This window comes from Streptomyces sp. WMMC1477, from assembly GCF_027460245.1.
In the GTDB taxonomy this organism is placed as follows: Bacteria; Actinomycetota; Actinomycetes; order Streptomycetales; family Streptomycetaceae; genus Streptomyces.
The window spans coordinates 2,950,001-2,976,621 of record NZ_JAPZBD010000003.1 but is presented as its reverse complement, the minus strand read 5'-3'; the positions used below and the strand labels follow the sequence as shown (position 1 = coordinate 2,976,621).

19 protein-coding genes, 2 rRNA genes and 1 pseudogene (1 of these 22 cut by a window edge) are annotated in these 26,621 nt (G+C 72.2%); 12 read left to right on the top strand and 10 right to left on the bottom strand.

The window, feature by feature from the left end:
* Positions 1 to 33: 33 nt before the first annotated feature.
* The 5 genes from fabG to O7609_RS13670 are packed head-to-tail and all read right to left on the bottom strand — an operon-like array spanning position 34 to position 5,221.
* The gene (gene fabG / locus O7609_RS13690) at positions 34 to 804 is read right to left on the bottom strand and encodes a 3-oxoacyl-ACP reductase FabG (RefSeq protein ID WP_269743632.1); all 771 of its coding nucleotides are present in this window, start codon (positions 802 to 804) and stop codon (positions 34 to 36) included.
* Positions 801 to 1,070: an acyl carrier protein gene (locus O7609_RS13685; protein ID WP_269736660.1), complete on the bottom strand. Its 270-nt coding sequence runs from the start codon at positions 1,068 to 1,070 to the stop codon at positions 801 to 803. The genes fabG and O7609_RS13685 overlap by 4 nt, the downstream gene beginning before the upstream one ends.
* 34 nt (positions 1,071 to 1,104) lie before the next feature.
* A complete protein-coding gene (locus tag O7609_RS13680; protein WP_269736661.1) occupies positions 1,105 to 2,172 on the bottom strand; it encodes a beta-ketoacyl synthase N-terminal-like domain-containing protein in 1,068 nt (355 codons plus the stop codon).
* Positions 2,172 to 3,299, bottom strand: coding sequence for a beta-ketoacyl synthase N-terminal-like domain-containing protein (locus tag O7609_RS13675; protein ID WP_269736662.1), 1,128 nt, complete (start codon positions 3,297 to 3,299; stop codon positions 2,172 to 2,174). Before O7609_RS13675 ends, O7609_RS13680 begins: the two co-directional genes overlap by 1 nt.
* Positions 3,296 to 5,221 (bottom strand): AMP-binding protein, encoded by a 1,926-nt coding sequence (locus tag O7609_RS13670; protein WP_269736663.1) that lies wholly within the window; start codon positions 5,219 to 5,221, stop codon positions 3,296 to 3,298. The genes O7609_RS13675 and O7609_RS13670 overlap by 4 nt, the downstream gene beginning before the upstream one ends.
* 445 nt (positions 5,222 to 5,666) lie before the next feature.
* Between O7609_RS13670 and O7609_RS13665 the strand changes: the two genes are divergently transcribed.
* The 4 genes from O7609_RS13665 (at position 5,667) to asnB (ending at position 11,421) form a co-directional block, all read left to right on the top strand.
* Positions 5,667 to 7,367 (top strand): AMP-binding protein, encoded by a 1,701-nt coding sequence (locus O7609_RS13665; RefSeq protein ID WP_269736664.1) that lies wholly within the window; start codon positions 5,667 to 5,669, stop codon positions 7,365 to 7,367.
* A gap of 131 nt (positions 7,368 to 7,498) precedes the next feature.
* A complete protein-coding gene (locus tag O7609_RS13660) occupies positions 7,499 to 7,900 on the top strand; it encodes a hotdog fold thioesterase (protein WP_269737268.1) in 402 nt (133 codons plus the stop codon).
* Positions 7,901 to 8,068: 168 nt separating this feature from the next.
* Positions 8,069 to 9,523, top strand: a complete 1,455-nt coding sequence (locus O7609_RS13655) for an MFS transporter (RefSeq protein ID WP_269736665.1) — start codon at positions 8,069 to 8,071, stop codon at positions 9,521 to 9,523.
* Between the two features lie 56 nt (positions 9,524 to 9,579).
* Positions 9,580 to 11,421: an asparagine synthase (glutamine-hydrolyzing) gene (gene asnB / locus O7609_RS13650; RefSeq protein WP_269736666.1), complete on the top strand. Its 1,842-nt coding sequence runs from the start codon at positions 9,580 to 9,582 to the stop codon at positions 11,419 to 11,421.
* A 69-nt stretch (positions 11,422 to 11,490) separates the two neighbouring features.
* On the opposite strand, the gene O7609_RS13645 is transcribed toward asnB, so the two are convergent.
* Complete coding sequence (locus O7609_RS13645; protein WP_269736667.1) at positions 11,491 to 12,267, bottom strand: 2,3-dihydro-2,3-dihydroxybenzoate dehydrogenase; 777 nt, start codon at positions 12,265 to 12,267, stop codon at positions 11,491 to 11,493.
* A 333-nt stretch (positions 12,268 to 12,600) separates the two neighbouring features.
* On the opposite strand from O7609_RS13645, the gene O7609_RS13640 reads away from it, so the two are divergent.
* Positions 12,601 to 14,526: a helix-turn-helix domain-containing protein gene (locus O7609_RS13640; protein WP_269736668.1), complete on the top strand. Its 1,926-nt coding sequence runs from the start codon at positions 12,601 to 12,603 to the stop codon at positions 14,524 to 14,526.
* A gap of 12 nt (positions 14,527 to 14,538) precedes the next feature.
* Here O7609_RS13640 and O7609_RS24750 read toward each other — a convergent pair.
* Positions 14,539 to 15,693: pseudogene (locus tag O7609_RS24750) on the bottom strand (IS701 family transposase); the annotation flags it as partial.
* A 537-nt stretch (positions 15,694 to 16,230) separates the two neighbouring features.
* On the opposite strand from O7609_RS24750, the gene O7609_RS13635 reads away from it, so the two are divergent.
* The 7 genes from O7609_RS13635 to O7609_RS13605 all read left to right on the top strand — a co-directional run bounded on the left by O7609_RS13635 (position 16,231) and on the right by O7609_RS13605 (position 24,219).
* Positions 16,231 to 16,881, top strand: a complete 651-nt coding sequence (locus O7609_RS13635) for an O-methyltransferase (protein ID WP_269736669.1) — start codon at positions 16,231 to 16,233, stop codon at positions 16,879 to 16,881.
* Between the two features lie 83 nt (positions 16,882 to 16,964).
* Positions 16,965 to 17,177 (top strand): DUF397 domain-containing protein, encoded by a 213-nt coding sequence (locus tag O7609_RS13630; protein WP_269736670.1) that lies wholly within the window; start codon positions 16,965 to 16,967, stop codon positions 17,175 to 17,177.
* Positions 17,178 to 17,360: 183 nt separating this feature from the next.
* A complete protein-coding gene (locus O7609_RS13625) occupies positions 17,361 to 18,197 on the top strand; it encodes a hypothetical protein (RefSeq protein ID WP_269736671.1) in 837 nt (278 codons plus the stop codon).
* Positions 18,187 to 19,539, top strand: a complete 1,353-nt coding sequence (locus O7609_RS13620; protein ID WP_269736672.1) for a hypothetical protein — start codon at positions 18,187 to 18,189, stop codon at positions 19,537 to 19,539. Before O7609_RS13625 ends, O7609_RS13620 begins: the two co-directional genes overlap by 11 nt.
* Positions 19,536 to 21,080 (top strand): SCO6880 family protein, encoded by a 1,545-nt coding sequence (locus tag O7609_RS13615; protein WP_269736673.1) that lies wholly within the window; start codon positions 19,536 to 19,538, stop codon positions 21,078 to 21,080. Before O7609_RS13620 ends, O7609_RS13615 begins: the two co-directional genes overlap by 4 nt.
* Positions 21,081 to 21,131: 51 nt before the next feature.
* Positions 21,132 to 22,565, top strand: a complete 1,434-nt coding sequence (locus O7609_RS13610) for an ATP-binding protein (protein ID WP_269736674.1) — start codon at positions 21,132 to 21,134, stop codon at positions 22,563 to 22,565.
* A gap of 1 nt (position 22,566) precedes the next feature.
* Positions 22,567 to 24,219, top strand: a complete 1,653-nt coding sequence (locus O7609_RS13605) for a type VI secretion protein (RefSeq protein WP_269736675.1) — start codon at positions 22,567 to 22,569, stop codon at positions 24,217 to 24,219.
* Between the two features lies 1 nt (position 24,220).
* Here the strand turns inward: O7609_RS13605 and O7609_RS13600 are convergent, their stop codons facing one another.
* The 3 genes from O7609_RS13600 to O7609_RS13590 all read right to left on the bottom strand — a co-directional run.
* A complete protein-coding gene (locus tag O7609_RS13600; RefSeq protein WP_269736676.1) occupies positions 24,221 to 25,180 on the bottom strand; it encodes a DMT family transporter in 960 nt (319 codons plus the stop codon).
* A 149-nt stretch (positions 25,181 to 25,329) separates the two neighbouring features.
* Positions 25,330 to 25,446, bottom strand: a 5S ribosomal RNA gene (rrf, locus tag O7609_RS13595).
* A gap of 72 nt (positions 25,447 to 25,518) precedes the next feature.
* Positions 25,519 to 26,621 (bottom strand): 23S ribosomal RNA (locus O7609_RS13590); it runs 2,024 nt beyond the window's last position.

Sequence of the window (26,621 nt, the reverse complement as noted above, 5' to 3'; positions counted from 1 at the left end):
CCGCGGCCGGCCGCACCCGTGCGGTGCGGCCGGTCAGCCGGAGAGACCGCCGTTGATCTCGATGACCTGGCCGGTGAGGTACGAGGCCCGCTCCGAGACCAGGAACGAGACGAGCTCGGCGACCTCCCGCGGCGTACCGGCCCGGCCGAGCGCGATGTTGGACAGGTGGCGTTCGGTGACCTCCGGGGGCAGGTCAGCCGTCATGTCGGTGTCGATCAGCCCCGGCGCCACGGTGTTGGCCCGGATGCCGAAACGGCCGCACTCCTTGGCCAGCGAGCGGGTCAGGCCGATGATGCCCGCCTTGGAGGCCGCGTAGTTCGTCTGCGTGGCGTTGCCGTGTACCCCGGCGATGGACGAGAGGGTGACGATCGCCCCGCGCCGGCGCCTCATCAGCGCGAACACGGCCGCCCTACAGACGTTGTAGGTGCCGTTGAGGTTGGTGTTCACCACCCCGTGCCACTCGTCCTCGCTCATCATCGCGAGCGGGCGGTCACGGGTGATCCCGGCCGACGTGACGACGGCCGACAGCGGGCCGACCTCCTGCTCGGCTCCGGAGACGAACTCCTTGACCTGCGCGAACTCGGCGACGTCGACACGCCGGTGGTGGACGCGCGCACCGGCCTCCTCGGCGTCCTTGGCCGCGGCCTCGGCGGCGGCGGAGTCGGAGCGGTAGCAGAAAGCGACGTCGTAGCCGTCCTCGGCGAGCCGGACGACGACGGCGCGCCCGATGCCCCGGGAGCCGCCGGTCACCAGCGCGACGGGGCGGGCGGGTTCGGCCGCGTGCCCGGTTCCGGCCCCGCTCACGTCGCGGACTCGGCGCCCAGGCTGGCCTCGACGAACTCCCGTACGAGGCGGAAACTGCCCATCTCGGCCAACTGCGAATCGTCGATCTGCACCCCGTACTGTTCCTCGACGCGCACGGCGATCTCCAGCGAGATCAGGGAGTCGACGTCGAGGTCCTCCTTGAACCGCGCGTCGTCGGTCACTTCCTCGACGGGCAGCTCCAGCGCCTTGGCGACGACGGCGCGCAGCTCCTCCGGATCGACCTGCCGGTCGGTGTGCTCGGCCATGGATGACTCCTCATCTGGGTGGACGTGAGCGGGGTCAGGCGGTGCGGCGGGGGCCGCCGAGGAACAGCGCGGCGACGGCGTCGTCACCGGGGCCTCCGCAGGTGGCGAGGGCGGTGTGGCCGGTGTGCTCGTCGAAGTGCGCGACGGCGGCGGCGGCCTGGAGCACCCCGAGCGCGCCGGAGCAGAGCCCGAGCGGCGCGGCCGGGTCGACCACGGCGTCGGCCCGTACGGGCGGCCGGGCGGCGGTACCGTCCGCGACGTCGCCGTCCCGGCTCTGACGATCGGTGAGCCACAGGTCGACGGAGGCGTCGGGGAACTGCCCGGCGGCCCCGTCCGGGCCGGGCCGCGAGCCCAGCGCCCCGGTGACGGCCCCGGCCAGGTCGGCCGCGCGGGCGCAGCCGTCCACGGTGGCGCGCACCCGGGCCCCCCGCTCCGCCGCGCGGGAGCCCGACTCGACGACGAGCGCGACCGCGCCGTCCAGTGTGGCCGCGCCCAGCAGCTTGGTGACGGCGTCGCCGTCCGGCTCCACTCCGATCACCAGGGCCGTCGTGGCCCGCCCGGAGACGATCAGGAGGCGGGCCCAGTCGATGGCGTCCAGACCGCTCGTAGGACCGTTGCACAGGGTGAGGCTCGGGCCGCGCAGCCCATGGGCCATGGCGACCGAACCGGCGATCACGTTGCTGGAGGTCTGCGGCAGCCCGACAGGGCTGAGGCCGCGCACCGTGTCCCGGGCGATGATGTCGGCGAAGGAGCAGACGCTCTCCAGGATCCCGAAGTTGCTGCTGACCACGACGGCCGTGGAGTCGCCCTCGCCGGTGTAGCCGTCGTCGCCGAGCAGCCCCGCGTCCCGCAGGGCGGGTGCCGCGCCGCGCAGAGCGAGCCGGGAGGCGCGGTCCTTGTGCCGCAGGTCGCGCCCGAGGAGTCCGGTACGGGGATCGAAGCCGCCCTCGCGGACGGCGCCGAGCAGTTCGTCGGGGAGGCTGAGCCCGGGGACGGCCAGGCCCACTCCGGTGACGACGGCCTCGCGGCGGCCAGGCGGGGGCACGGGCGCGGGCGCGGATGCGGGCGCGGATGCGGGCGCCGGGGGGTGTGGGGTGCTCATCACGCTGCTTCCAGGATCGCGGCGGCGTTGATTCCGCCGAAGCCGAACGCGTCGATCTGGGCGAGTGTCAGGTCGGCGGTGGCTGCCTTGTCGCGCACCAGCCGGAGGCCGTCGGCCTCCTCGATGGGGTCGACGAGACCGAGCACGGGCGGGACCTGACCGCGCTGCAGGGCGATCGCCGCCGTGATCAGGCTCAGCAGGCCGGAGCCGCCCAGGGTGTGGCCGGTCATCGACTTGATGGCGGTCATCAGCGGCCCGCCCGGGCCGGGGAACATCCGGGACAGCACGGTGGCCTCGGTGGAGTCGTTCTTCGGCGTGCCGCTGCCGTGCAACATGACGAGGTCGATGTCGGGCGGTGCCACCTCGGCACGCCGGTGGGTCTCGCGCAGCACGCGGGTGATGCCCTCCGGGTCGGGGGCGGTGGAGTGGTGGGCGTCGCAGTTGACGCCCACCGCGCGCAGCCGCGCGTGGACCCGGCGGCCGGAACCGGCGGCGCGGGTGAGCACCACCGCCACGGCGCCCTCGCCCATCAGCATGCCGCGGTGCGAGCGGTCGAAGGGGCGCAGGGCCTCGGGCTCGTTCTGGACCCGGTCCAGGGTGCCGAAGGCGCTCTCGCCGATGGAGTCGGTTCCCGCCGCGACGACGGTGTCGGCAGCGCCGAGTTCGATGAGGTCGGTGGCCATGGCCAGCGCGTAGAGCGTGGCGGCGCAGGCGTTGGCGAACGTGTACGTGCGGGTGGCGCCGTAGCGCTCGCGCAGCGCGGTGCCGAAGTGGAGCGCGGCGGGGTCGAGCGGCGCGCCGTGCCGCCACCACAGTTCGGCGCTGCGCTGTTCCTGGAGCGTGGTGCCGACCAGCACGGGTACGTCGGCCAGGTCAGCGGGGTGACCGGCGTCGGCGAGGGCCTGGTCGATCGACGCGAGGAGCCAGCGGGTGGCCCGGCCCGGTTCGTCGACGCCCGGCCGGCGCCGGTCGGGTATCTCGTAGGCCCGCCGGGCGCGGTACTTGTCGTGGTCGAAGGCCTGGAGCGCGCCCAGACCGTCGACGCCCGCGCACAGCGAGTCGAAGATCCCGGACGGGGAGTCGCCCACACACGCGACCGCCCCCATCCCGGTGATGTCCCACGTCATTTTGCCTGCTCCCGAAGTCGGTGGGCGGCCACTTTTCCGGTGGTCGTGGTGGGCAGCGCGTCGACGAACTCGATCCGCGCAGGCCGTTTGTAGGGCGCGAGATCGCGGCGGATGCGGGACCGTACGGCCCGCCGGAGGGTGTCGTGGCCGGTGTCCGCGGTGTCCTCGGTTCCGTCGGCGACGAGGAACGCCACCGCGCACTCCAGGCCGTCCGCGTCCCGGGAGGCGACCACAGCGCAGTCGCGGACCCCGCTGACGTCGCGCACCACGGCCTCGATCTCCGCCGGAGCGACCTTGTAGCCCCCGAGGTTGAGGACGTCGTCGACACGGCACAGGTGGGTGAGACGACCGTCGGCGTCCCGGCGCACCAGGTCGCCGGTGTAGGCGCCGCCGTCCGCGAAGGTGACGCGATCGGCGTCGGGGCGGTCGAGATACCCCAGCGCGACGGTGGGGCCCGCGATGTGCAGGCGGCCCTCGGTGCCGTCGGGCACCGGGCCGCCCTCCTCGTCCCGGACGGTGACGGTGACGCCCGGCACCGGGGCTCCCATGTGTCCGGGCATCGGCTGGTCCGGTGGCGTGGCGATGACGACGTGCATCAGTTCGGTGGCGCCGAAGCAGTTCACCACGGGTGCGCCGAAGGTCTCCCGGATGCGGCGGTGGAGCGCGGCCGGGCAGTTCTCGCCCGCGGTCAGGCACAGCCGCAGCGCGGCCACGGCCTCGTCGCCGGGGCGCAGGGCGTCGAGCAGGGCCGCGTAGAGGCGCGGTACGGAGCACAGCACCGTCGGGCGGTGGCGCCGCAGGGTGGCGGTGACGACGCGCGAGTCGACGGCCCCGCCGATCAGGACGGTGGTCGCCCCCGCGTCCAGCGCGCACAGGACGGAGCTGCCGAAGCCGTAGCCGAAGGACATCCGGGCGGTGGACAGCACGACGTCGTCCGGGCGCAGCGCGAGCCGGGCGCCGAAGCCGTCGAGCATGGCGCGGATTCCGGCGGCGGAGTGCCGCACGCCCTTGGGCCTGCCCGTGCTGCCGGAGGTGTACTGGATGAGGGCGGCGCGGCCGGAGCCGTGCAGGGCGGGCGGCCCGGCGAGGTCCGGCCGGTGGGCGGGGGTGGGACCGTCGCCGCGCAACCCGGCGCGGACCTCGTCCCCGACGAGCACGACGCGGCCCCCGGCCAGCCCGTCCGCTCCGGTGTCGGGGGGACAGGTGTCCAGGTGGAGGACCTCGGCGGCGCAGTCGGCGGCGATGAGGTCCCGCTCGTCCTCGCCGAGCAGGGGGCTGACCGGCACCGGCACGCAGCCGTGCCACCACAGCCCGAGGATCGCCGCCACGGTGGCCACGGAATCCTGGGCGACGACCACGGCGCGGGCGCCGGACGGCACGCCGAGGGCCCTCAGCGATCCGGCGTATCCACGCGCCGCCTCGTACAGCTGACGGTAGCTGACCTCGCCGAGGTCCGGATCGGTGTAGGCCGTCCGGGCGCCCTGACCGGCGGCGAGATGACGGCCGACCAGCCGCCGCACCAGGTCAGTGCCCTCCGAGGACGGGCCGGGACCGGCCACGACGGGGTCCGCCGCGGCCCGCCGCGCGTCGGCTCGCTCTGCGGGAACCGCCCCGGAGGCGTCCGCGCCGGGACCGGCGTCCGGCGGCTCCCCGCCCGTCGGCGGCGGGACGCGCGAACCGCCCGCCCTCAGCAGGCCCACGGCGTCGAGGACGCTGTCGATCTCGGCGAAGTCCTCGCCGTGCAGCCCGTGACCGAAGGCACGCTCGACGCGCGCGGCGATCTCGACCTTCTCCAGGGAGTCCACCTTCAGGTCCTGCTGGAAGGAGGCGTCGGCGGAGATCTCTGCAAGGTCCAGTTCGAGAACGTCCGCCACGATACGGCGTATTCGCTCCACGATGTCGGACATCCGCTCAGGCTGCACGGGCGCGCTCCTTGTCGGTCCGTGTCGGTCTACAGGACTGCCGCAGCGATGGCCCCAGAGTCTTCCAACGAGGCGTCTGGACCGTACCCGAGGCACATTCGGCCCGTCAGTGACCGCCTCAGGAATCCGTCAAGTCAGCTGTGCACCAGCCGCGTTGCCGTCGCATTCGACCGGCCGCGCGGCAGCGGGCGGATACCGGTCCGCCCGGTGCGCGACCCGACCTGACGCACTTTCCGCACCACGGTGGCGGCGGCCCGGACCCGCCCGTAGTTTGCGTGGACGAGCTGCCCGTGCGGGCCGGCACGCGCCGGGACGCAAGCACGGCGGGGTGGACGGTCGCCGCGCCGGGGCAGGCAGGCCGGTGTCCCGCAGGGTGTGCCCGCGCCGCCGCCGGCGGAGTTCCGACGTCCGCCCGAGATTCCTCCGACCGAAGCCAGGTGATCTCATGCCGCTCACGCACAAGACGATGCTGCCCCCGGAAGCCCGCAGGCGCCTCGCAGAGCTGCCGGGCCTCGGCGGCGGGAACGCCTGGCGGCTCGCCGTGGAGACGAACCCGGCGGCGGACCTGCCGGTGCTGGTCGCCGACAGGCCGCTCACCGGACCGGACGGGGAGCCGCGCTCGGAGTTCAGCCTTCGCGAGCTCGACGCCCTGGCCGACGCCTGGTCGGCCTGGTACCTGGACCGCGGCGTGGGGCCGCGCGACCGGGTGGCCGTGTTCCTGGCGGACACGTTCGCGTACCAGGTGCATCTCACGGCGCTGGCCCGGATCGGTGCGATCGGCGTGCTGATCAACGGCCGCATGCTGCCCGAGTTCGCCCTCGGCCTGGTCCGACGCACGGGTGCCGTCGGGCTGTTCACCGACCGTGAACGGCTGGATCTCCTCGCCGGCGGGGAGCGCGCACTGCCCGAACTGCGCTGGACCGCCCTCGACGAGGAGGTCGGCGTGCTGGGGGCCCGCGCCCCGCGTGCGTCGGACCTCTTCCGGCACAGTGACGACGACGCCGTCGTCATCTGCCACTCCTCCGGGACCACCGGCGCTCCCAAGCCGGTGATCTGGGCCCACCGGCAAAGCGTCTCGGGCGCCTGCTACCGGCTCGTCAACCACCCCGAGCCGGAGGGCGTCGTGGTGCTCGCGGGCGCACCGCAGTCGCACTCCAGCGCCATCGCGTTCACCTTCTACTCCCTGCTCGCCGGCGTGCCCACGGTCGGCTGGTCCGACCCGACCGGCCCGGGGATCGCCCGGGGCTGCGCCACCCACCGCCCGACCGTCGTCCTCGCCTTCAACGAAGCGCTCTCGCACCTGGCCACGCACGACCCCGACCCCGCGGACTTCGACTCCGTCGAGGTGTGGGTCAACCTCGGGGACTGCGGACACGACGCCCACCTGCGGCGGCTGATGGAACTGGGGCGCACGACCTCCGGAGGCACCCCGGTCCCCGGGTCGGTCATCGACGACGGGCTCGGCTCCTCCGAGCTGGGGTGGGCCGCACTGCGCCGGGTGCTGACGAAGGACTCCCCGACCCGCGCCCGGCACCTGGGCACCCGGGTGCCGATCGCCGAGGTGGCGGTGCTCAACGAGGACGGCTCCGAGGCCGGGCCGGACGAGGTCGGCCTGCTCGGGGTGCGCAGCGAGTCGGTGGCCCACGGGTACTGGAACGACTCCGACACCACCTACCGCTCCATGCTCTCCGGCTACTGGCTGTCCGGGGACCTGGTACGCCGCTCGGCCGACGGCGAGTACTTCCACGTGGACCGGGCGGTGGACCGGATACGCACCGCCGACGGCGACGGCTACTCGGCGCTGATGGAGGAGGAACTGCTCCTCGCGATCGAGGAACTGGCCGACTGCTCCGTGGTCGCCGGGCAGCACCGCGGACGCGTCGTGCCGGTGGCTCTGGTGACGCTCCGCCGGGAAGCCGCCACCGCGGACCTGCTGGAACGCGCCAACGACGTCCTGGCGGGCGTCGGCCAGCCCACACTGCTGCTGCTGGAGATCGCGCCCTCCCCGCAGGACGTTCCGCTCGGTCCCACCGGCAAGGTACTCAAGCGCCGACTGCGCGAGCGGTACGCCGCGCTGGAGGACTACCAGGCGTCCGACCCGCATGCGGTGGCCCTGGCCGACGCCGCGACGGAGGCCGACGCGTGACCGCGCCCTCCGCTCCGGTGCCCGGCCGCCCGGAGGCCGCGGCGGGCACCGCGCCGACGGGTCGGCCCGAGGCGTCCGAGCCGTCCGGGGCGTCCGAGCCGTCCGGGTCATCCGGGCCGTGCGACACGACCGTGGCCTGGGTCAACGACGCCGGGGCCGAGACCCTCGCCGGCCGGATGGGCATGGTCTTCCTGGAGGCCACCGCCGAGCGGGTCGTGGCGACCATGCCGGTGTCGGGCAACACCCAGCTCCAGGGCTTGCTGCACGGCGGAGCCTCGACAGCCTTCGCGGAGTCGCTGGGCTCGCTGGGCGCGGCCCTGCACGCCGGCGAGGGACGCATCGCCCTCGGCGTGGACCTCAACGCGACGCACCACCGGGCCGTGCGTTCCGGCACCGTGACCGGCGTGGCGACGGCACTGCACCTCGGTCACTCCTCGGCCAGCTACGAGGTCGTGATCACCGACGAGGCGGGCCGCCGGGTCTGCACCGCACGGATCACCTGCGCCGTGCACGGCCGACGCAGACGTCGTTGACACGGGCGGGCCGAGCGCAGACGTGGTTGACGCAAAAACCATGCCTGCGGCCCATGGCACCGGCCGGAGACGGGGAGACTGTTCCCGTCTCCGGCCCCGTCACGAACCCGGCCTCCGAACCAGCGGCCTGAACTCCGGCGTGCCGCGCGAACCTGCGAGGAAGAGCCCATGACCACCGTCCACGAGCCCCACGAAACGCGGGCCAAGGCACCGCCCGCGCTGCGCACCACCCCGGTTCTCCTGGTGCTGTTATCAGCCATGTTCTTCGCCCAGTTCGACTTCTTTGTCGTGAACGTGGCGGCGCCCTCCCTGGAAAGCAGCATCAACGCCAGCCCGGCAGCTCTCGAACTCATCGTCGGCGGGTATGCGTTCGCGTACGCGGGCGGCATGATCACCGGTGGACGGCTCGGGGACGGTTACGGCCACCGACGCCTGTTCGTCATCGGCACCCTCGCCTTCGGGGTGACGTCTCTGTTGTGCGGGGTGGCGACCACCCCCGGGCAACTCATCGCCGCCCGCCTCGCGCAGGGTCTCGCCGGGGCGATCATGGTGCCGCCGGTGCTCGCCGTCATCACGGCCTACTTCCCGGACGAGAAGAAGCCCCGCGCGATGGCCTGGTACGGCGTCGCGGCCGGTCTGGGCTCCATCGCCGGCCAGGTGCTCGGCGGCGCACTGGTGTCCTCCGACTTCGCCGGGCTCGGCTGGCGCACGATCTTCCTGATCAACGTGCCGTTCTGCCTGCTCATCGCGTTCGCCGCGATGAAGGTGCTGCCCGCCCGCATGCGCCGCGAGAAGGTGGGCCTGGACCCGGCCGGCGCGGTCGGCGTCTCCCTCGCCCTGGCCCTGCTGCTGGTTCCGCTGACCACGGGTCACGGCTCCGGCTGGCCGGCCTGGACCTGGGTCAGCATGGCGCTGGCCGCCCCGGTGGCCGCGGTCACCCTGTGGTGGGAGCGGGGCCTCGCGGCCCGCGGCGGCAACCCCGTGCTCGTCATGTCCCTCTTCCGCAGCGACTCCTTCCGCGGCGGCGTGCTCGCGAGCGTGGCCTTCATGCTCTACTTCGGCAGCTTCATGTTCACGCTGACGCTGCTGCTCCAGTCCGGCCTCGGGCTCGACCCGCTGGAGGCGGGCCTGGTGTTCTCCCCCATGGGTGTGCTGTTCACCGCCACCTCGATGGTGGGCAGCCGGCTCACTGCGAGGTGGGGGATGAACGCGCTGGTCGTGTCCGGCGGGGTGACCGCACTCGGCCTGGCGATGCTCGCCCTGCGCCTCTCCGTGGCCGGTACCGACACCGGCCTGCCGTGGATCGTGTTCTGCCTGTGCCTGATCGGCGGCGGCAACGGCGTGGTGCTGCCCGCGCTGTTCGGCGCTGCGCTCACCACGGTCCGTCCGCAGGACGCCGGCACGGCCTCCGGCATCCTCACCACCAGCCAGCAGTTCGCCAGCGCTGCCGGTGTCGCGGCCATCGGCGCCCTGTTCTTCGCCGTGGCGGGCACGAACGCCACCGGGGACGACTGGTCCGTCGCTATGGCCTGGGCCACCGGTGTGAGCTTCCTGCTCGTCCTCGTCGTCATGGCGACCACCTGGACGTTCAAGCGCTTCAGCCCGCCGCCCACCCGCACCTGACCTCGCGGGGACGGGTCCGCCCGTCCCCGCGCCCTCCCACCGGAGAGACGACGCCCATGTGTGGAATAGCTGGATGGGTCTCCTTCGACCCGGACGCACCCGTGAAACCCGACATCGCACAGGCGATGACCGCGACCGTGGTGTGCCGCGGGCCGGACGCCGAGGGACTGTGGGCCACCCCGACGGTGGCCCTCGGCCACCGTCGCCTGTCCGTCGTCGACCCGGCCGGCGGCAGCCAGCCGATGTTCTTCGAACGCGACGGTGAGGTGGTGGTGGGCCTCAGCTACAGCGGCGAGGTGTTCAACTACCGCGAGCTGCGCCGGGAACTGCTCGGCCGTGGCCACACCTTCCGCACGGCCAGCGACACCGAGGTCGTCCTGCGCGCCTACCTCGAGTGGGGCGAGGGCTGCACCGAACGCCTCAACGGCATGTACGCCTTCGCCCTGTGGGACGCCCGGAGCGAGGAACTGCTCCTGATCCGTGACCGCATGGGCATCAAGCCCCTCTACTACCAGCCGCTTCCCGACGGCCTGCTCTTCGGTTCGGAGCCCAAGGCCATCCTGGCCCACCCCCGGGTACGGCCCGCGATGGACGCCGAGGGCTTCGCCGAACTCCTCGGCTTCACCAAGACCCCCGGCCACGCCCTCTACAAGGGGATGTACGAGCTGCGTCCCGGCCACACGCTGAGGATCGGCCGCGGGGGCCTCTCGGTGCGCCGGTACTGGGCGGTGGAGTCCCACGAGCACACCGACGACCTGGACACCACCATCGGCCGCGTGCGGGAGCTGCTGGAGGACATCGTCGACCGCCAGCTCGTGGCCGACGTGCCCGTCGGGACACTGCTCTCCGGCGGTCTGGACTCCAGCGTCATCACCGCGCTGGCGGCCCGCGGCAGGACGGCTCCGATCAAGTCGTTCGCCCTGGACTTCGCCCGGCACGCCGACACCTTCCAGGCCGACGACTGGCGCGGCACGCCCGACGCCCCGTTCGCACAACTCCTGGCCCGGCACGTCGGCTCCGACCACCACGTGGTCTGCCTCCCGTCCGAGTCGCTGCTGGACACCACGGCCCGGGAGGCGGTCATGCGGGCCCGGGACCTGCCCTTCGACCTCGGGGACGGCGACACCTCTCTGTACCTGATGTTCAAGGAGGTCCGCCGGCACTGCACCGTCGCCCTGTCCGGTGAGTCGGCCGACGAGGTGTTCGGCGGGTACCGGTGGTTCAACCACCCCGAGACCGTCGCCGCGGACACCTTCCCCTGGCTCGCGCCACCGTTCGGAACCGGCATCGCCGGTCCCGGCAGCGGGCCGGGCGAGTCCCTGATCAACCGCGGCCTGCTGACGAAGATCGACCTCGCCGGGTACCGCGCCCAGCGCTATCACGAGGCCCTCGCCGAAGTGCCCCGGCTGCCGGGGGAGTCCGGCTCCGAGCGGCGGATGCGCGAGATCGGCTACCTCCACCTGACCCGCTTCCTCCCCTGGATGCTCGACCGCAAGGACCGGGCCAGCATGGCGGCCAGCCTGGAGGTCCGGGTGCCGTTCTGCGACCACCGTCTGGTGGAGTACGTCTTCAACACGCCCTGGGCCATGAAGTCCTTCGACGGACGGGAGAAGAGCCTGCTGCGCGCCGCCACGCGCGACCTGCTGCCGGCCGAGATCTCCGACCGGGTCAAGGCGCCCTACCCGACGACCCGCGACCCGCGCTATCTCGACGGGCTCCGGGCCGCCCTCAGGCGCGTGACGGACGGCACCGACTCCCCGGTGCGTGAACTGCTGGACGAGGAGGCCCTCGCCGCCGCCACCGCCGAGGACCCGCGCCCGGGCTACCGGACGGGCACCGAGCTGGTCCTGGCACTCGACTTCTGGCTGCGTCGCCACGACGTCGACCTGGAGCTCTGAGCTCCTCCCGGACGGCGCCGGACGCGCCGCTCCGGGCCGCCTCCCAGGGGCGGCCCGGAGCGGCGGACGTCAGGCTCCCAGCGTGGCGCCGCCGTCAACCGTCAGCTCGTGCAGGGTGATGTGGCCGGCCTCGTCGGACAGCAGGAAGACGACGGCGTTCGCGACGTCACGGGGCAGGGCGAGCTTCCCCAGCGGTATGCCGCCCTTGAAGGATTCCGGGGACCCCTCGACGGTGGCCTTCCGGTTGCTCTCCTCGTCGCCGTCCCACATCCCGGTGAGCATCGGGGTGTCGGTGGAACCCGGCGCCACGACGTTGCAGCGGATGCCGTACCCGGCCACCTCCAGGCCCAGGCTCTTGGTGAACAGCGTGGCGGCGGCCTTGGAAGCACCGTAGGCCGCCATTCCGGTCCGGGCCACCGCGGCGGAGTTGGAGGCCACGGTGACGACGGCCCCGCCCCCGCGCGCGACCATCGCGCGGACCACGGCCCGGGACATGTGGAAGACACCGTCCGCGTTCACCCCGAACGTCGTCCGCCAGTCCTCGTCGGTGAGGTCGAGCACCGGCTTGAAGCGCAGCACTCCGGCCACGTTGACCAGGAAGTCCACCGGTCCGAGCCGGGACCGGACGGCGTCGACCACCGTCTCGACCTCGCGGCTGTCGGCGACGTTCGCGGAGAACGCCTCGACGCGGTGCCCTTCCCCCGCCAGCTCGGCGACCGTCTCGTGGAGCCGTCCGGCGTCGCGGTCGACGGCCGCCACCCGGACCCCCCGCCCCGCCAGCGCCTGGACCACTGCGGCGCCGATGCCGCCCGCCGCGCCGGTGACCAGGGCAACCTTGTTCTGCATGAGCATCTCCAGGCTTGGATGGACTGGTTCGCGCTGCACCGGCCCCGAACGCCCGGGGATGCCGGCCAGGGTGGATATCCGGCCGCCGAGGAGGTCGGCGTCCGGCCGTGCGTGGCGCCCCGGCTCGCGCTGGGGGGCACCGGAACGGGCCAGCCCTTCCGCACCGTGAACGGTGCGGAAGCCGCCGGGCCGGGCTCAGATCCCGGGCGGCACACCGCCTGGCTGAAAATGAACGGTCCGCGGCACCACTGCCGCATGGTCGTGTTCTGGCCCCGCGCATCCGACGGTTCTCAGAGGGAGGACGGGAGAGCCGGGAGGGGGGAGATCACCGGGATGGAGCCCAGCGCCCTCACCATCCTGGAACTGCTCGCCGAAGGTGCTCCGCTCGGACGGCTGGAGAAGGTCGCCGCCCGCGCCCGCCACGGCAACCCCGACGCGCGGACGCTGGCGGTCGTCGAGGAGGCCACCCGGCTCGCCCGGGCCGTCACCGAGCGGTGCGACCTGCGACGTCAGCGGGAGGCCGGGCTCACCGGCCTCCTCAGCATCGCCCTGGAGCTCGCCGCGCCCGTCACCCTGAACTCCCTCATGGACGTCGTCACCCGGCGGGCCCGCCTCCTGCTCGGGACCGACCTGGCCTGCGTCTGCCTGCAGGACGCGGACGGGGGCCCGGTGACCGTGCGCGCGGCGGACGGCCACGTCACGCCGCACACCGTCGGCCTGGCCCTGCCCGACCTCGACGGCACCGGCGACGACCCGGCATCCGGCACGGTCCCCTTCTGGACCCCGGACTACCCGCGCGACGACCGCCTGCGGCACCGCTCGCCGCTCGACGCCGCGGTCGCGGCCGAGGACGTGCGCGCGGTGCTGGTGGCCCCGCTCGGCCGCGGCGGACCGGCCGGCGCCCTGCTGCTCGCCGATCGAAGCCCTCGTCACTTCACCCACGAGGAGACCTCTCTGGCGGGTCGGCTCGGCGAACTCGTCGGCGCCGCGGTGGGGAAGGTCATGGCGGCGGAGCGGGCGCACTCCGAACTGTCCGCTCTCGACACCCGGTGTGCGGAGTCCGAGCGGCGGCTGCGGACCGCGCGCGAACTGCGCGCCCTGCACCACCACCTGATCGGCCGGGCGCTCGACGGCGCGCCGCCCTCCGCGCTGGCCGAGGCCGTCGCCGCCCGGACGGGCGGAGCGCTGCGCATCCTCGCCGCGGACGGCACGGTGCTCGACACGACCGACGGTGCCGCCTGGGGCGGCGACGCGGACGACGGGCCCGCCGCGGTGGCCGCCCACGCGGCGGGCCGGCCGGTCGCGTTCGGCGAGGGCACGTGGGCGGCCCCGATCAGCGCCAGGGGCACCGGTCTCGGCACGGTCCTGCTGCGCCGGGACGTTGCCGACACCGACACCGACACCGACCTCCGGGTGCTGGCCATCCTCGCCGAGGCGTTGGCCGTCCTGCTGCTCACCAGTGAGGCCGGGCGGCGCGCAGCCCCGCCCCAGAGCCGTGACGGCCGGCTCGACCACCTCCTCTCCGGGGCCGCGCGGCTCGTCGGGCAGAGCGCGTCGTTCGGCCTGGGTCCCGGACGGCCGCACGTCGTCCTGAGCGTCCTGCCGAGCCCCGGGGACCTGGGCAGGGCGGCCGCCTGGGCATCCCTCCACGCCCGCCGGGCCGGCGGGCTGGCCGGCGAGCACCGCGATCTCCTGGTCCTGGTCCTGCCGGGCGCCGACCCCCGCCGGGCGGCCCGAGCCGTCATGGACGAGCTGGCACCGCTGCTGGACGACCCCCTGACCATCGCCGAGGCAGGTCCGGTGACCGATCAGGCAGCCGTGCCGGCCGCGTTCGCGGAAACCCGCCAGTGCCTCGACGCGATGTCCGCCCTCGGCGCCACCGGCTGCGTCGCCTCCGCCCGCGACCTCGGCTTCTTCGGGGTGCTGCTCTCCGAGGGCCGCGACGTCGCCGCCTTCGTCCGCTCGGCGATAGGTCCCGTCCTCGACCACGACCGGCAGCGGTTCACCGAACTGACCAAGACGCTGGACGCCTACTTCCGTTCCGGCAGCAGCCCGACCTACGCCGCCCGGCAGCTCTTCGTCCACCCGAACACGGTCTGCCGCAGGCTGGCGCGGATCGCAAGCCTGCTCGGCCCCGAATGGCAGCACCCCGACCAAGCGCTGAAGATCCAGCTCGCGCTCCGTCTGCACGGGATCCGGTACTCCCTGGTCGAGGGACGCGTCGGTGAAGGGGGCGAGCACCCCGGATGGCCCGGGTAGGAGCGCGGGCGCGCGTCGGGTGAGGGCCGCCACCGTGTGAGCGGCCGAGGCGAGCGTCACATGACGGTGCCAGCCGCTGTAGGAGCGGCCGGCGAAGTCCCGGACACCGACCCGGTCGGCGATGTCGGCGAAGTCCCTCTCCACCCGCACGACCGACCGGCCGAGCCGGAGCAGAGCCGCGGGCCGGTGGTGCACCAGGTCGCTCAGCCACACCTCGGTGGGCCAGTGCCGTCCCTTCGGCCCAGCTCCGACGAGAACGAACTCCTCGGCCCCCTGCTGCGGGACGGAGGACCCGGGGGGCAGGCTCACCCGGACCCCGGCGACCAGGGTGCGGGCGTCCCGTCCGGTCTCCTGTGCACTCGGCCGCAGGTGGTGCGGCCGCCCGAACGCGCGGAGGACGCGGTGGGCCGGCAGCGCACTCCCCCGCTGCCCGGCGTCCGACGGCGTCAGCGGAAGCGTGCGGCGTATCCGTAACACCACCGGGACGCCTGCCGCACGTAACCGGCCCAGCAGCCGGGGCACGGCCAGTTCACGGGCGTCCAAGGCCACCGGGCGCACCGGTCGGCGCCAGCCCGTGACCACTTCCAGGAACGTTTCAGCGACGCTGTCGCCCAGCGTCCCGGCACCGTGCTCCGAGGTGGCGGACTCCCGGACGTCCGCTTCCGCCCCGTCCGCCGCAGGACCGGACAGGTGCAGCCGCCAGTTGACCGGAGCGGTGAGCCTCGGCGTCACCGCCCACACGCTCACGGCCTGCTGGGCGTTGAGCACCTGACCGAGCGCCGGCACGAAGTGTCTGCCCACCCCCACACTGTGGGTGCCCGCCTTGGGAATCAGCACGAGGCGCACCACCCAGGCGAACGGCGCGTCGTGCCGGTCCAGGTAGCGGCACAGTTCCTGACGCACCGGCGTCCAGTCCCAGGTGGAGCTGCAGACGAAATGGTGCAGGCCCTGCTCCGTGGCGGCACCGCCGGTCAGGGTCGCGATGTTGCGGATCGACTTGCGGCCCCGCGCGCGCAGCAGGCCCTGGACGTACTGGACCCCCCGACGGCGCTGGTCACTGCGGGGGAGCGAGGTGAACAGGGCCGAGGTGAGCTCGTCCAGAACGGCCTCGTGGGACTCCCCCACCGCGACCGGCTCGCGCGGTATGGCCGAGGTGCTGCTGTTCATCAAGTCCCTCCAGCGCGTGGTCACTGACGTGTCATGCGCACCGACATCCGAACGGCACCTCGGAACGGTAGGCAGGCCACCCGCGCGGGGCCAGGTGTACAGGACCACACCCTGACGGCGCCTCACAGTGATCACAGGCTCACCCCTCTACCCGCACAAGTCGTCCACACGCCGGAACCCGTGTACGGCATCACCACCCACAGGGCCTCCCCCACCACCAACCGCCCCTACCTCCCCACACACCCGCTTCCACCTCTCTCACCCGTTTCGCCCCACACACTCGCTTCCGCCCCACGCACCCGGATCCACGCCCACTCAGCCGGTTCGGCGCCGGCCCGCGAGTTCCGCCGAACGGACGCCCTGCCGGCACCGAGCGAGCAGAACCCGGTGAGAGCAACCGGCACCGGCCGGGTCGACGCGTCTGCTTCCCCGGCACGCTCCGCGACGTAACCTGCTGGGAACCGGGAGCCCCGGCCCCCGGGAAGAGCGTCACAGAAGCCCCGCCACCCCTCCGTCGCGCCGACCCCCGGAGCATCCGTGCACATCGTCCATCCCCGTCTCGACCCCTACCTCATCGACCACTCCCGCCCCGCCGCCGACGACGTCCTGCGCGACCTCGCCGAGGAGACCGAGCGCGCCGTCCCCGATCTGGCACAGATGCGGATCAGCCAGGACGAGGGGGCGTTCCTGACGCTGCTGACCCAGCTCACCGAGGCGCGGGTGGCCGTCGAAGTGGGTACCTTCACCGGCTACTCGTCCATCTGCATCGCCCGGGGGCTCGCCGAGGGCGGCCGGCTCATCGCCTGCGACCTCAGCGAGGAGTGGACGTCCATCGCCCGCCGCTACTGGCGGCGCGCCGGCCTGGACGACCGCATCGAGCTCCGGCTCGGCCCCGCCGTGGAGACGCTGCGCGCGCTGCCGCGGGAGGAGACCGTCGACTTCGCCTTCATCGACGCCGACAAGTCCGGCTACCCGGCCTACTACGAGGAGTTGGTCACCCGCCTGCGGCCCGGCGGCGTCATCGTGCTGGACAACGTCCTCCAGGAGGGCCGCGTCGTCGACGAGGCCGAACAGGGCGAGACGGTGAAGGCCATCCGCGCCGTCAACGACACCATCGCCGCCGACACCCGCGTCACCTGCGCCATGCTGCCCCTGCGCGACGGCGTGACGGTGGTCCGCAAACGGTAGGCACCGCCCGCACCTTCCGGGCGGCCCGCACCTTCCGGGCCGTCCGGCCCCGCCGCCGGCGTGCCGCCTCTAGGCTGAGACGCATGACCGACTGGGACAAGCTCGACTGGATCCGCTCGTCCGACGACCCCGACGAGGAGTGCATCGAGGTCGCGGTCGGCGAGGGCGGTCGCGTCCACCTCCGCCAAACCGACGACCCCGAGCACGTCGTCACGACGACGAAGGCCAAGTGGAGGGCCTTCGTCCTGGGGGTCCGGAACGACGAGTTCGACCACTTCGTCCACGGCGCGGGCTGAGGCCCCCTCGGTTTCGTCCACAGGCGTGGACAGCCTGACGTGCGCCGTCCCGCGTGGCGCGGATCGCGGTCACATCGTCACACTCCGCCCGTGGACAACTCTGCCCCGCTACCGTCGAAGAAGGGGACAATAGGCGGAAGGCGGTTGACGATTGACGGCGACGGGTCGAGGGGCAGGCGTTCCATGAGCATCGGCGGCGACGGCTACGGAGGCGAACGGGAGTACGCGGACACCCGTCGCACGGGCACCCGTGTGCGCCTGCCCGAAGGAGAGAGCCGGGAGCCGGGCCGATCACCCGGCGTCCGTCCCGGGCGCAGCCTCGTCACCGTGGTCGGCGTCGTGGTCATCCTGATCGCCGCGATCGCTTTCGCGACCCGCGGCGGAGGCGAGAGCGAGGACGACGCGGAGGGCGGCGCCCAGGCCAACCCCACGGCCCCCTCGGGCGTCGCCCCCGTCGAACCCCGCGGCCCCGGCGTCCCCTCCGGCTTCCCCCGCACCGAACAGGGCGCCCAGAGCGCCGCCGCCAACTACGTGGTGGCGCTCACCGGGGACGGCATGTACGACACCAGGACGCGCACGTCCATCGTCGATGCGGTCTTCGCCCCCGACCTCTCCGCCGAGCAGTTGGCTTCCCTCGACGACGTGTACAGCGATCCCGACTTCCTTCGACGCATCGGGCTGAACGAAGACGGATCGGCCCCTGAGGGGAGCACGTTCGTGTCGCGAGCGAACCCCATCGGCTCGGACATCGTGGCGTACGACGGCAGTGGCGGGACCGCAACCGTAGCTGTCTGGTACGTGACGCTGTTCGGCATCAGCGGCGAGGACTCGCGGAACCCGGTCACGGAAGCCTGGTACACCAACACCTTCGAGCTGCGATGGGCCGACGGCGACTGGAAGGTCGTCGAACTCGAGCAACAGGACGGACCGACCCCGGTGGGCCGCGACCAGCGCGCCTCCTCCGCAGAGGAGATGGCTGAGGCCCAGAAGCGCTTCGGAGGTTTCACCTATGCGCGGTAACCAGCCGGCCGTTCGCTCCGCCACGCTCAGGGGCCGCTGGCCAGCGCTCCTCGCGCTGATCGGGGGAGCTCAGGGAGCAGCGTTCCTGGCCTCGGGGCCGGCCGCGGCCGACCCCACGGAACCTCCTGACGACCCGGGAGCGAGCCCGAGCCCGGATGAGAGCCCCGATCCGGACGAGAGCAACAACCCCTGTGATCTCGTCCGCGGAACCGCGCGGGAGCTGTGCGAGGGCGGCGGGGACGGGGGCGGAGGAAGCCGCACCCCGGAAGCGCTGGAGAGCCTCGACCCGCTGTCCTCCCTGGCCAACGGCTGCGCCGAGGCCGCCGCCTGGATCGTCGGCAAGCTGTCCGAGGCCGTCGAGGCCACCGCCGACGTGGACTTCACGAACGCCGCCTTCCTGCGCCAGTACGCCGTCGTCTTCGCCGCGTCCACGATCCTGACGCTCATCCTGTGGCTCCTGGCCGTCACCAAGCGCGCCATCCGCGGCGTCCCGCTCACCACCGCGCTGTCCGAGGCCGTCGGCTTCCTCTGGCTCGTCGTGCTGGCCTCCGCCTTCACCCCGCTCGTCCTCTACACACTCGTCTCCGCCAGCGATGCCGTCACCGATGTCATCGCCACCGGAACCGGCTCGCAGACGGACAAGTTCTTCGGCACGTTCTCCGAGGCCCTCCGCTCCGGTGAGGACATCGGCGGCGGGCCGATCATGCTGATCGTCGTCTCGCTCGTCTCCGTCCTCGCGGCGGGCGTGCTGTGGCTGGAGCTGGTGATCCGGGCCGCCCTCCTGTACGTCGGCGCGCTGCTCGGCGTCGTCGTGTACTCGGGCCTCGTCGACAAGAACATGTGGGCCCACGTGCGGCGCTGGGCCGGAATCATGATCGCCGTCATCCTCGTGAAGCCCGTCATCGTCATCGTGCTCGGGCTGGCCGGGGCGCTCGCCGCGGACGACGGCCCGAACGCGATGGGCGCCATCGTCTCCGGTCTCGCCATCATCCTGCTGGCCATCTTCGCCTCCGCGATGATCTATCGCTTCGTCCCCGGCTTCGGGGACGACATCGTCCGCCACCGCAACGCCTCCGCCGACCCGGCCTCCCGCAAGGCCGTCGCCGCCATCGCCACCCCGGCCGCCATGCTGCGACAGGGCATCAGCGCCCACAGCGCCCGTGGCAGCGGCTCGGGCGGCGGTCAGCAGGGAGGCGGCGGTGGCGGGGCCAAGCCCGCCAACCCGGTCGCCGGCGGTATGGCCGCGCACAGCACCCGCACCGCCGCGCCCCCGCAGCAGCGGGCCAACCCGCCCGCCGCGCCCCGCACCACGAACGACCGCACCGGAGGTGACCGCAGGTGACGACGTCCCATACCGTCGCGCCACGCCGCACGTACACCATCGGGCGCTCCCGCCCGAACGCCGTCATCGGCAAGAACCGCGAGACGGGCGAGATCGCCCTCATCGTCGTCGGTGCCTTCCTGGGCATGATGTGCGGCCTGCTGGTACCGGTGCTGTCGGTGCGGATCGTGCTACTCGCGGGCTTCCCGATGCTCGCGCTGGCCGCTGTCTACGTCCCCTACCGAGGGCGGACGTTCTACCGGTGGATCGAGATCGACCGCTCCTACCGCAGGCTGCTGCGGCGCGGCGGGACGTACCGGTCGGAGGCCCCGGAGGCGGGCATCCGGCTCGACGGCCGGGAGACGGAGATCGGCGCGCCCCCCGGAATCGGCCGCATGACGTGGCTCTCCTCCCCCTTCGGGCCGGACGAGATCGCCGTCCTGCTGCACGCCGACCGACGCACCGTCACCGCCGCCATCGAGATCGAGGGACCCGGCGTCGGCCTGCGGGACAGCGAGGACCAGGAGGCCTTGGTCGACCGGTTCGGGACGCTCCTCAAGCACGTGGCCAACGGCGACGGCTACGTCACCCGGCTCCAGATGCTCGCCCGCACCCTTCCGGCCGATCCGGACGCCCACGCCAAGGATGTCGCCCAGCGCGGAGACGAGCGCGCCCCGCGGTGGCTGCAGGCCTCCTACGACCACCTCCAGTCCATGGTCTCCACCTCCAGCGAGCAGCATCGCGCCTATCTGGTGGCCTGCATGCACCACGGCCGGGAACTGGCCGCCGAGGCCGCGACGATCGCCAAGGCCAACCGCTCCGGCGGCCGCCGGCTCTCCCGCGACGAGGGCCTGGCCATCGTCATGACGCGCGAGCTGACCGACATCTGCGCGCGGCTCGCCGAGGCCGACATCCGCGTGCGGCAGCCGCTCGGCCAGGCCCGGCTGGCTTCCCTCGTCCACGCGTCCTACGATCCGGACCACCCCATCGACCACATCCAGGCGATGACCCAGCGCAACGCCTGGCCGGCCGAGCTGGACGCGACGCGGCCCGACCACCTCCAGGCGAAGACGCGAGAGTCCGCCACCCGCGAGCCCTGGTGCCACGCGACGGCCTGGGTGAAGGAATGGCCGATGACACCGGTGGGCGTCAACTTCCTCGCCCCCCTGCTGGTGCACACGCCCGACGTCATCCGGACGGTGGCCGTGTGCATGGACCTGGAGCCCACCGAGCTGGCCATCGAGCGCATGCTGACCGAGAAGACGAACGACTCGGCGGAGGCCAGCCGGCAGGCGAAGATGAACCGCACCGTGGACCCCCGCGACATCGCCGCGCACGGCCGCGTCGACCAGCGCGGAGAGGACCTGGCCAGCGGCGCGGCCGGAGTCAACCTCGTGGGCTACATCACCGTCTCCTCCCGCTCGCCCGAGGGCCTCGCCCGCGACAAACGGACGATCCGCGCGGCGGCGGGAAAGAGCTATCTGAAACTGGAGTGGTGCGACCGGGAACACCACCGCGCCTTCGTCAACACCCTCCCCTTCGCCACCGGAATCCGCCGGTGAGGACGCATCGAGAGCTGACCACCAGATCAGTGACGAGGAGGCGCAGCCCCCATGGCCGCGTATGACCTGCTCTCCACCGTGACCGACGCCTTCACGAGCCTCCTCTTCGGCAGAACGGAGACGACGCGCCTGCCCGTCCGCACGTCCACAGGCCAGGCGCAGGCCGTCTACCTGCCCACCGCGGCCCCGGGCCTGGGGGACTCCGGCGTCATCATCGGCCGCGAGGTCTACAGCGGGAAGGGGTACATCTACGACCCCTTCCAGCTCTACGGCCAGCAACTCCCCGCCCCGCACTGGCTGGTGCTGGGCGAGTCCGGGAACGGCAAGTCGGCACTGGAGAAGACGTACGTCCTGCGCCAGCTCCGCTTCCGGGACCGCCAGGTCGTCGTGCTCGACGCCCAGGGCGAGGACGGCGCAGGCGAGTGGAACCTCATCGCCGAGCAGCTCGGCATCACCCCCATCCGCCTGGACCCGACGGCCGCGCTGGACCAGGGCATCCGGCTCAACCCGCTCGACCCGGCCATCACCACGACGGGCCAGCTCGCCCTGCTGCGCACCATCATCGAGGTGGCGCTCGGCCACGGTCTGGACGAACGGGCGGGCTTCGCCCTCAAGGTCGCGCACGCCTACGTCAACGCGACCGTCTCCACGCGGCAGCCCGTCCTCGGCGACATCGTCGAGCAGCTCCGCCACCCCGAGCCCGAGTCGGCGCAGGCGATGAACGTGGCACTGGAGGACGTCCGCGCCTGGGGCCTGGACGTCGCCCTCGTCCTCGACCGGCTCGTGGACGGCGACCTCCGCGGCATGTTCGACGGCCCGACGACCGTCGGCATCGACCTCGACTCACCGCTGACCGTGTTCGACCTCTCCCACATCGACCGCAACTCCATCGCCATGCCCATCCTGATGGCGATCGTCGGCGTCTGGCTGGAGCACACCTGGATCCGGCCGGACCGCAAGAAGCGCATCTTCCTGGTCGAAGAGGCCTGGCACATCATCAACAGTCCCTTCGTCGCCCAGCTGTTCCAGCGGCTGCTGAAGTTCGGCCGACGGCTGGGGCTCTCCTTCGTCGCCGTCGTGCACCACCTGTCGGACGTCGTGGACGGCGCCGCCGCCAAGGAGGCGGCGGCCATCCTCAAGATGGCCTCCACCCGCACGATCTACGCGCAGAAGGCGGACGAGGCCCGGGCCACCGGTCAGGTGCTGGGGCTGCCCCGCTGGGCCGTCGAGATCATCCCCACCCTCACCCCCGGCATCGCCGTGTGGGACGTCAACGGCAACGTCCAGGTCGTCAAGCACCTGGTGACGGAGGCGGAGAGGCCGCTCGTGTTCACCGACCGCGCCATGACCGAGGCCTCCGTAGGCCACGAGGACGCAGAACCGCACGGTCCCATGGACGAGCTGCACCACGCGCTGGAGACGGAGGCCGAGTCCCGCGCCAGCCGGTTCGACCGACTCACGCACGCGGACGGGACGGTGGCCTGACATGCCGGGGCACGGACATCCGGGCACCATCCCCGAACCCGGCCGCAGGCCCGGCGGCGGCATTCCGGACGGCCTGCTGGTCGGGCTGCTGGCCCTGCTGCTGGGGCTCACCGTGCTGGCCTGGACGGCCGTCGGGCTGGCCGGGCTGCTCGCCCACGGCGCCTGGCCGCACGGCGTCGGCTTCACCCACACCCCGCTGGCCGTCCGCGCCCTCGTGGCCGACCCCGCGGACCTCGCGGCGGCCTGGCCGGACGCCGACCCCGCCACGCTCTCCGGGCCCGGCCTCTTCTGGGGCCTGCTGATCGGCGAGGTCATGATCCTGTTCGTGGTGACCGTCGCGGTGCTCACGTCCCTCGCCCGCCGCAGGGCCCGGCGGCGGGCGAGGGACGTGGCCCGGCGCATCGCGGAGGACACCCGCGAGGAGGCGCCACCGGGACAGCCGTGGGAGGCCCGGGAGGCGGCCCGGCCCCACGCCGTCCCGGACCCGCGGCCACCGCTCCGGGCCGACAGCCCCCACGAGTCGGCGCGGGACCCGTCAGCGGCGAAGGCCTTCCCTCCGGACCCGGCCCCGGGCTCAGCCCCGCGTTCGGCCTCGGCTTCGGCTTCGGCTTCGGCTTCGGGCGAGCCGGTGCCCGCGCCTGTGCCACGCTCCAGCCTCACCTCGCACAGCCCCAGCACCGTAGGCCTCACGGGAGCCGCACGGCCCTCGCCGGGAACGGCGCACGGCCTGGTGCTGCGGGGCGCGGCCGATCCGGCCGAGGCCCTGGCGGCCGCCGACGGCCCTGCCGTCGTCGTCACCGCCGATCCCGATCTGTGGCGCGTCTCGGTCGGAGCCCGCGCCAAGTTGGGGCCGACATACGTGTACGACCCCGCCCACCGCACGGACGCCCCCGTGCGGCTGCGCTGGGCCCCGGAGCGGGGCTGCGCCGACCCGGCGGTCGCCCGGAGCCGCGCCGCAGCTCTCCTCGCACCGGTCCGCAGCCCTGCGACGGCCGAGGCAGCCGTGCACCACGCCGCCGAAACCCTGCTGCGCTGCTGTCTCCACGCCGCCGCTGTCTCCGGCAAGCCGTTCCGTTTCGCGCACCGGTGGGCCACGGGCGGGTCCACGGCAGACGCCGTCCGCATCCTGCGCCGCGACACCGGAGCCGCCCCGGGCTCGGCGGGCGAGCTGGAGGCGACGCTCGCCGCCCACCCGGAACGGCGCGAGGCCGCCGTCGCGTTGATCGCCCACGCGTTGGACGCCCTGGGGCACGTCCACGTCCGGGACGCCTGCGCGGGCAACCGCGCCGATTCCAGGGCGGTGGAATCCTTCGCCCCCGAAGTGGGCACGCTCTACATCGTGGGCGAGGCCGTGGAAGCCCCACGCCGTCATGCCGGCGTCATGCCCTTCGTCACGGCGCTCACCTCGAACGTGGTCGAGCACGGCCGGCGCATGGCCGAACGGTCATCCTCCGGTCGGCTCGACCCACCAATCACCCTGGTCCTCGACGACCCGGCCGCCGTCGCTCCTCTGGCCGACCTCCCGTCGCTCGTCAACGAGGCTACGGAGGTCGGCATCCACGCGGTCGCCCACCTCCGTTCCCAGGATCAGGCCCGCTCCTGGTGGCCGGAGTTGGTGCTCGGCCAGCTGCCGCGGACGGGCTTGGTTCGCTGACTCAGCGGGCGGCCGTCTCCGGGGCGGGATCGGTGCCCTCGTCGACGACGGCCCCGGACCGCGGGGCTCCGTCCCCGGGCCGCCGGCGGGAGACGGCCACACCCACCAGGCACAGCACGCCACCGACCAACGCGAGCGGCCGCGGTACCTCGTCCAGCGCCAGCCAGGACATGAGCACCACCAGCACCGGCACGACGTAGGTGGTGGCACTCATCCGCCCGGCAGGCGTCCGGGCCAGTGCATAGGCCCATGTGGTGAAGGCCAGCGCCGTCGGAAAGACCCCCAGGTAGACCATGTTGAGCGTGGCCGACGGCGGCGCCTCCCGTACCTCGGACGTCAGGACCCCGGCGAAAGGCAGACAGGCGAGCGTACCGGCCAGGCACCCGAAGAAGGTCACCTGGAGTGGCGTCGCGCACCGCAGAGCCGGCTTCTGCGCGACCACTCCCGCGGCATAGGTGACGGCGGCCAGCAGGCAGAGCAGCACACCCACTACCGAAGCCCCACCGATGTCGGCCATGGAGAACCCGACCATGCCGGCCCCGAGGAAGGCCACCCCGATCCCCAGGAACAGCGCACGCGGCAGACCCTCTCCGAGGAACCGACCACTCAACAACGCGATGAGGATCGGCCCGACGTTGACGAGCATGGCCGCGGTCCCCGCATCGACCTCCTGCTCCCCCCAGTTCAAGGCCACCATGTAGACGCCGAACCAGAGCACCCCCGCGATTCCGATCCAGGGCAACGCCTGGCGAGGCGGGAGGCCCTCCCGACGTATCAGCCAGATCGCCCCCAGCACCAGGGCCGCCGTCAGCAGGCGCCCCAGAGCCAGGGCCGCGGGCGAGTAGGAGGAACCCGCACTCCGAATGGAGACGAAAGCGGAGGCCCAGAGGAGCAGGGTGATGCTCACAGCGATCAGCGCGGGCCAGTCTCGTTGACGGTCCACGTTCAGGGTCTGTGTCATGGGCCGACGGTAGACCACGACCGCTTCGACACCCACCGAATTATGTGGAGCATCCCGGCAACGCCGTGTTGTTGGGTGCACAGGACCCGGAACACAAAAAAGCCCGGGGTCCTGGACGATAAATCCAGAACCCCGGGCTCTCACGATTTGTTCGGCGGCGTCCTACTCTCCCACACGCTCCCGCATGCAGTACCATCGGCGCTGAAAGGCTTAGCTTCCGGGTTCGGAATGTGACCGGGCGTTCCCCTAACGCTATAACCACCGAAACACCATGAAACAAACAAACCGGCCAACACACGGTTGTTGTCTCAGAACCTACACAGTGGACGCAAGCAACTATGGACAAGCCCTCGGCCTATTAGTACCGGTCAACTCCACCCATCACTGGGCTTCCATATCCGGCCTATCAACCCGGTCGTCTACCGGGAGCCTTACCCTCTCAAAGGAGGAGGGAGCCCTCATCTCGAAGCAGGCTTCCCGCTTAGATGCTTTCAGCGGTTATCCTTTCCGAACGTAGCCAACCAGCCATGCCCTTGGCAGAACAACTGGCACACCAGAGGTCCGTCCGTCCCGGTCCTCTCGTACTAGGGACAGCCCTTCTCAAGACTCCTACGCGCACAGCGGATAGGGACCGAACTGTCTCACGACGTTCTAAACCCAGCTCGCGTACCGCTTTAATGGGCGAACAGCCCAACCCTTGGGACCGACTCCAGCCCCAGGATGCGACGAGCCGACATCGAGGTGCCAAACCATCCCGTCGATATGGACTCTTGGGGAAGATCAGCCTGTTATCCCCGGGGTACCTTTTATCCGTTGAGCGACGGCGCTTCCACAAGCCACCGCCGGATCACTAGTCCCGACTTTCGTCCCTGCTCGACCCGTCAGTCTCACAGTCAAGCTCCCTTGTGCACTTACACTCACCACCTGATGACCAACCAGGCTGAGGGAACCTTTGGGCGCCTCCGTTACTCTTTAGGAGGCAACCGCCCCAGTTAAACTACCCACCAGACACTGTCCCTGATCCGGATCACGGACCCAGGTTAGACATCCAGCACGACCAGAGTGGTATTTCAACAACGACTCCACCACCACTAGCGTGATGACTTCACAGTCTCCCACCTATCCTACACAAGCCGAACCGAACACCAATATCAAGCTATAGTAAAGGTCCCGGGGTCTTTCCGTCCTGCTGCGCGAAACGAGCATCTTTACTCGTACTGCAATTTCACCGGGCCTATGGTTGAGACAGTCAAGAAGTCGTTACGCCATTCGTGCAGGTCGGAACTTACCCGACAAGGAATTTCGCTACCTTAGGATGGTTATAGTTACCACCGCCGTTTACTGGCGCTTAAGTTCTCAGCTTCGCCACGCCGAAACGCAGCTAACCGGTCCCCTTAACGTTCCAGCACCGGGCAGGCGTCAGTCCGTATACATCGCCTTA

Excerpts from the sequence above, each read along its gene's own strand:
- O7609_RS13680 (WP_269736661.1), bottom strand. The coding sequence starts at position 2,172 with ATGAGCACCCCACACCCCCCGGCGCCCGCATCCGCGCCCGCATCCGCG.
- O7609_RS13675 (WP_269736662.1), bottom strand. The coding sequence starts at position 3,299 with ATGACGTGGGACATCACCGGGATGGGGGCGGTCGCGTGTGTGGGCGAC.
- O7609_RS13625 (WP_269736671.1), top strand. The coding sequence starts at position 17,361 with ATGAGCATCGGCGGCGACGGCTACGGAGGCGAACGGGAGTACGCGGAC.
- O7609_RS13630 (WP_269736670.1), top strand. The coding sequence starts at position 16,965 with ATGACCGACTGGGACAAGCTCGACTGGATCCGCTCGTCCGACGACCCC.
- O7609_RS13620 (WP_269736672.1), top strand. The coding sequence starts at position 18,187 with ATGCGCGGTAACCAGCCGGCCGTTCGCTCCGCCACGCTCAGGGGCCGC.
- O7609_RS13610 (WP_269736674.1), top strand. The coding sequence starts at position 21,132 with ATGGCCGCGTATGACCTGCTCTCCACCGTGACCGACGCCTTCACGAGC.
- O7609_RS13600 (WP_269736676.1), bottom strand. The coding sequence starts at position 25,180 with ATGACACAGACCCTGAACGTGGACCGTCAACGAGACTGGCCCGCGCTG.
- O7609_RS13605 (WP_269736675.1), top strand. The coding sequence starts at position 22,567 with ATGCCGGGGCACGGACATCCGGGCACCATCCCCGAACCCGGCCGCAGG.
- O7609_RS13655 (WP_269736665.1), top strand. The coding sequence starts at position 8,069 with ATGACCACCGTCCACGAGCCCCACGAAACGCGGGCCAAGGCACCGCCC.
- asnB (WP_269736666.1), top strand. The coding sequence starts at position 9,580 with ATGTGTGGAATAGCTGGATGGGTCTCCTTCGACCCGGACGCACCCGTG.
- O7609_RS13640 (WP_269736668.1), top strand. The coding sequence starts at position 12,601 with ATGGAGCCCAGCGCCCTCACCATCCTGGAACTGCTCGCCGAAGGTGCT.
- O7609_RS13645 (WP_269736667.1), bottom strand. The coding sequence starts at position 12,267 with ATGCAGAACAAGGTTGCCCTGGTCACCGGCGCGGCGGGCGGCATCGGC.
- O7609_RS13665 (WP_269736664.1), top strand. The coding sequence starts at position 5,667 with ATGCCGCTCACGCACAAGACGATGCTGCCCCCGGAAGCCCGCAGGCGC.
- O7609_RS13685 (WP_269736660.1), bottom strand. The coding sequence starts at position 1,070 with ATGGCCGAGCACACCGACCGGCAGGTCGATCCGGAGGAGCTGCGCGCC.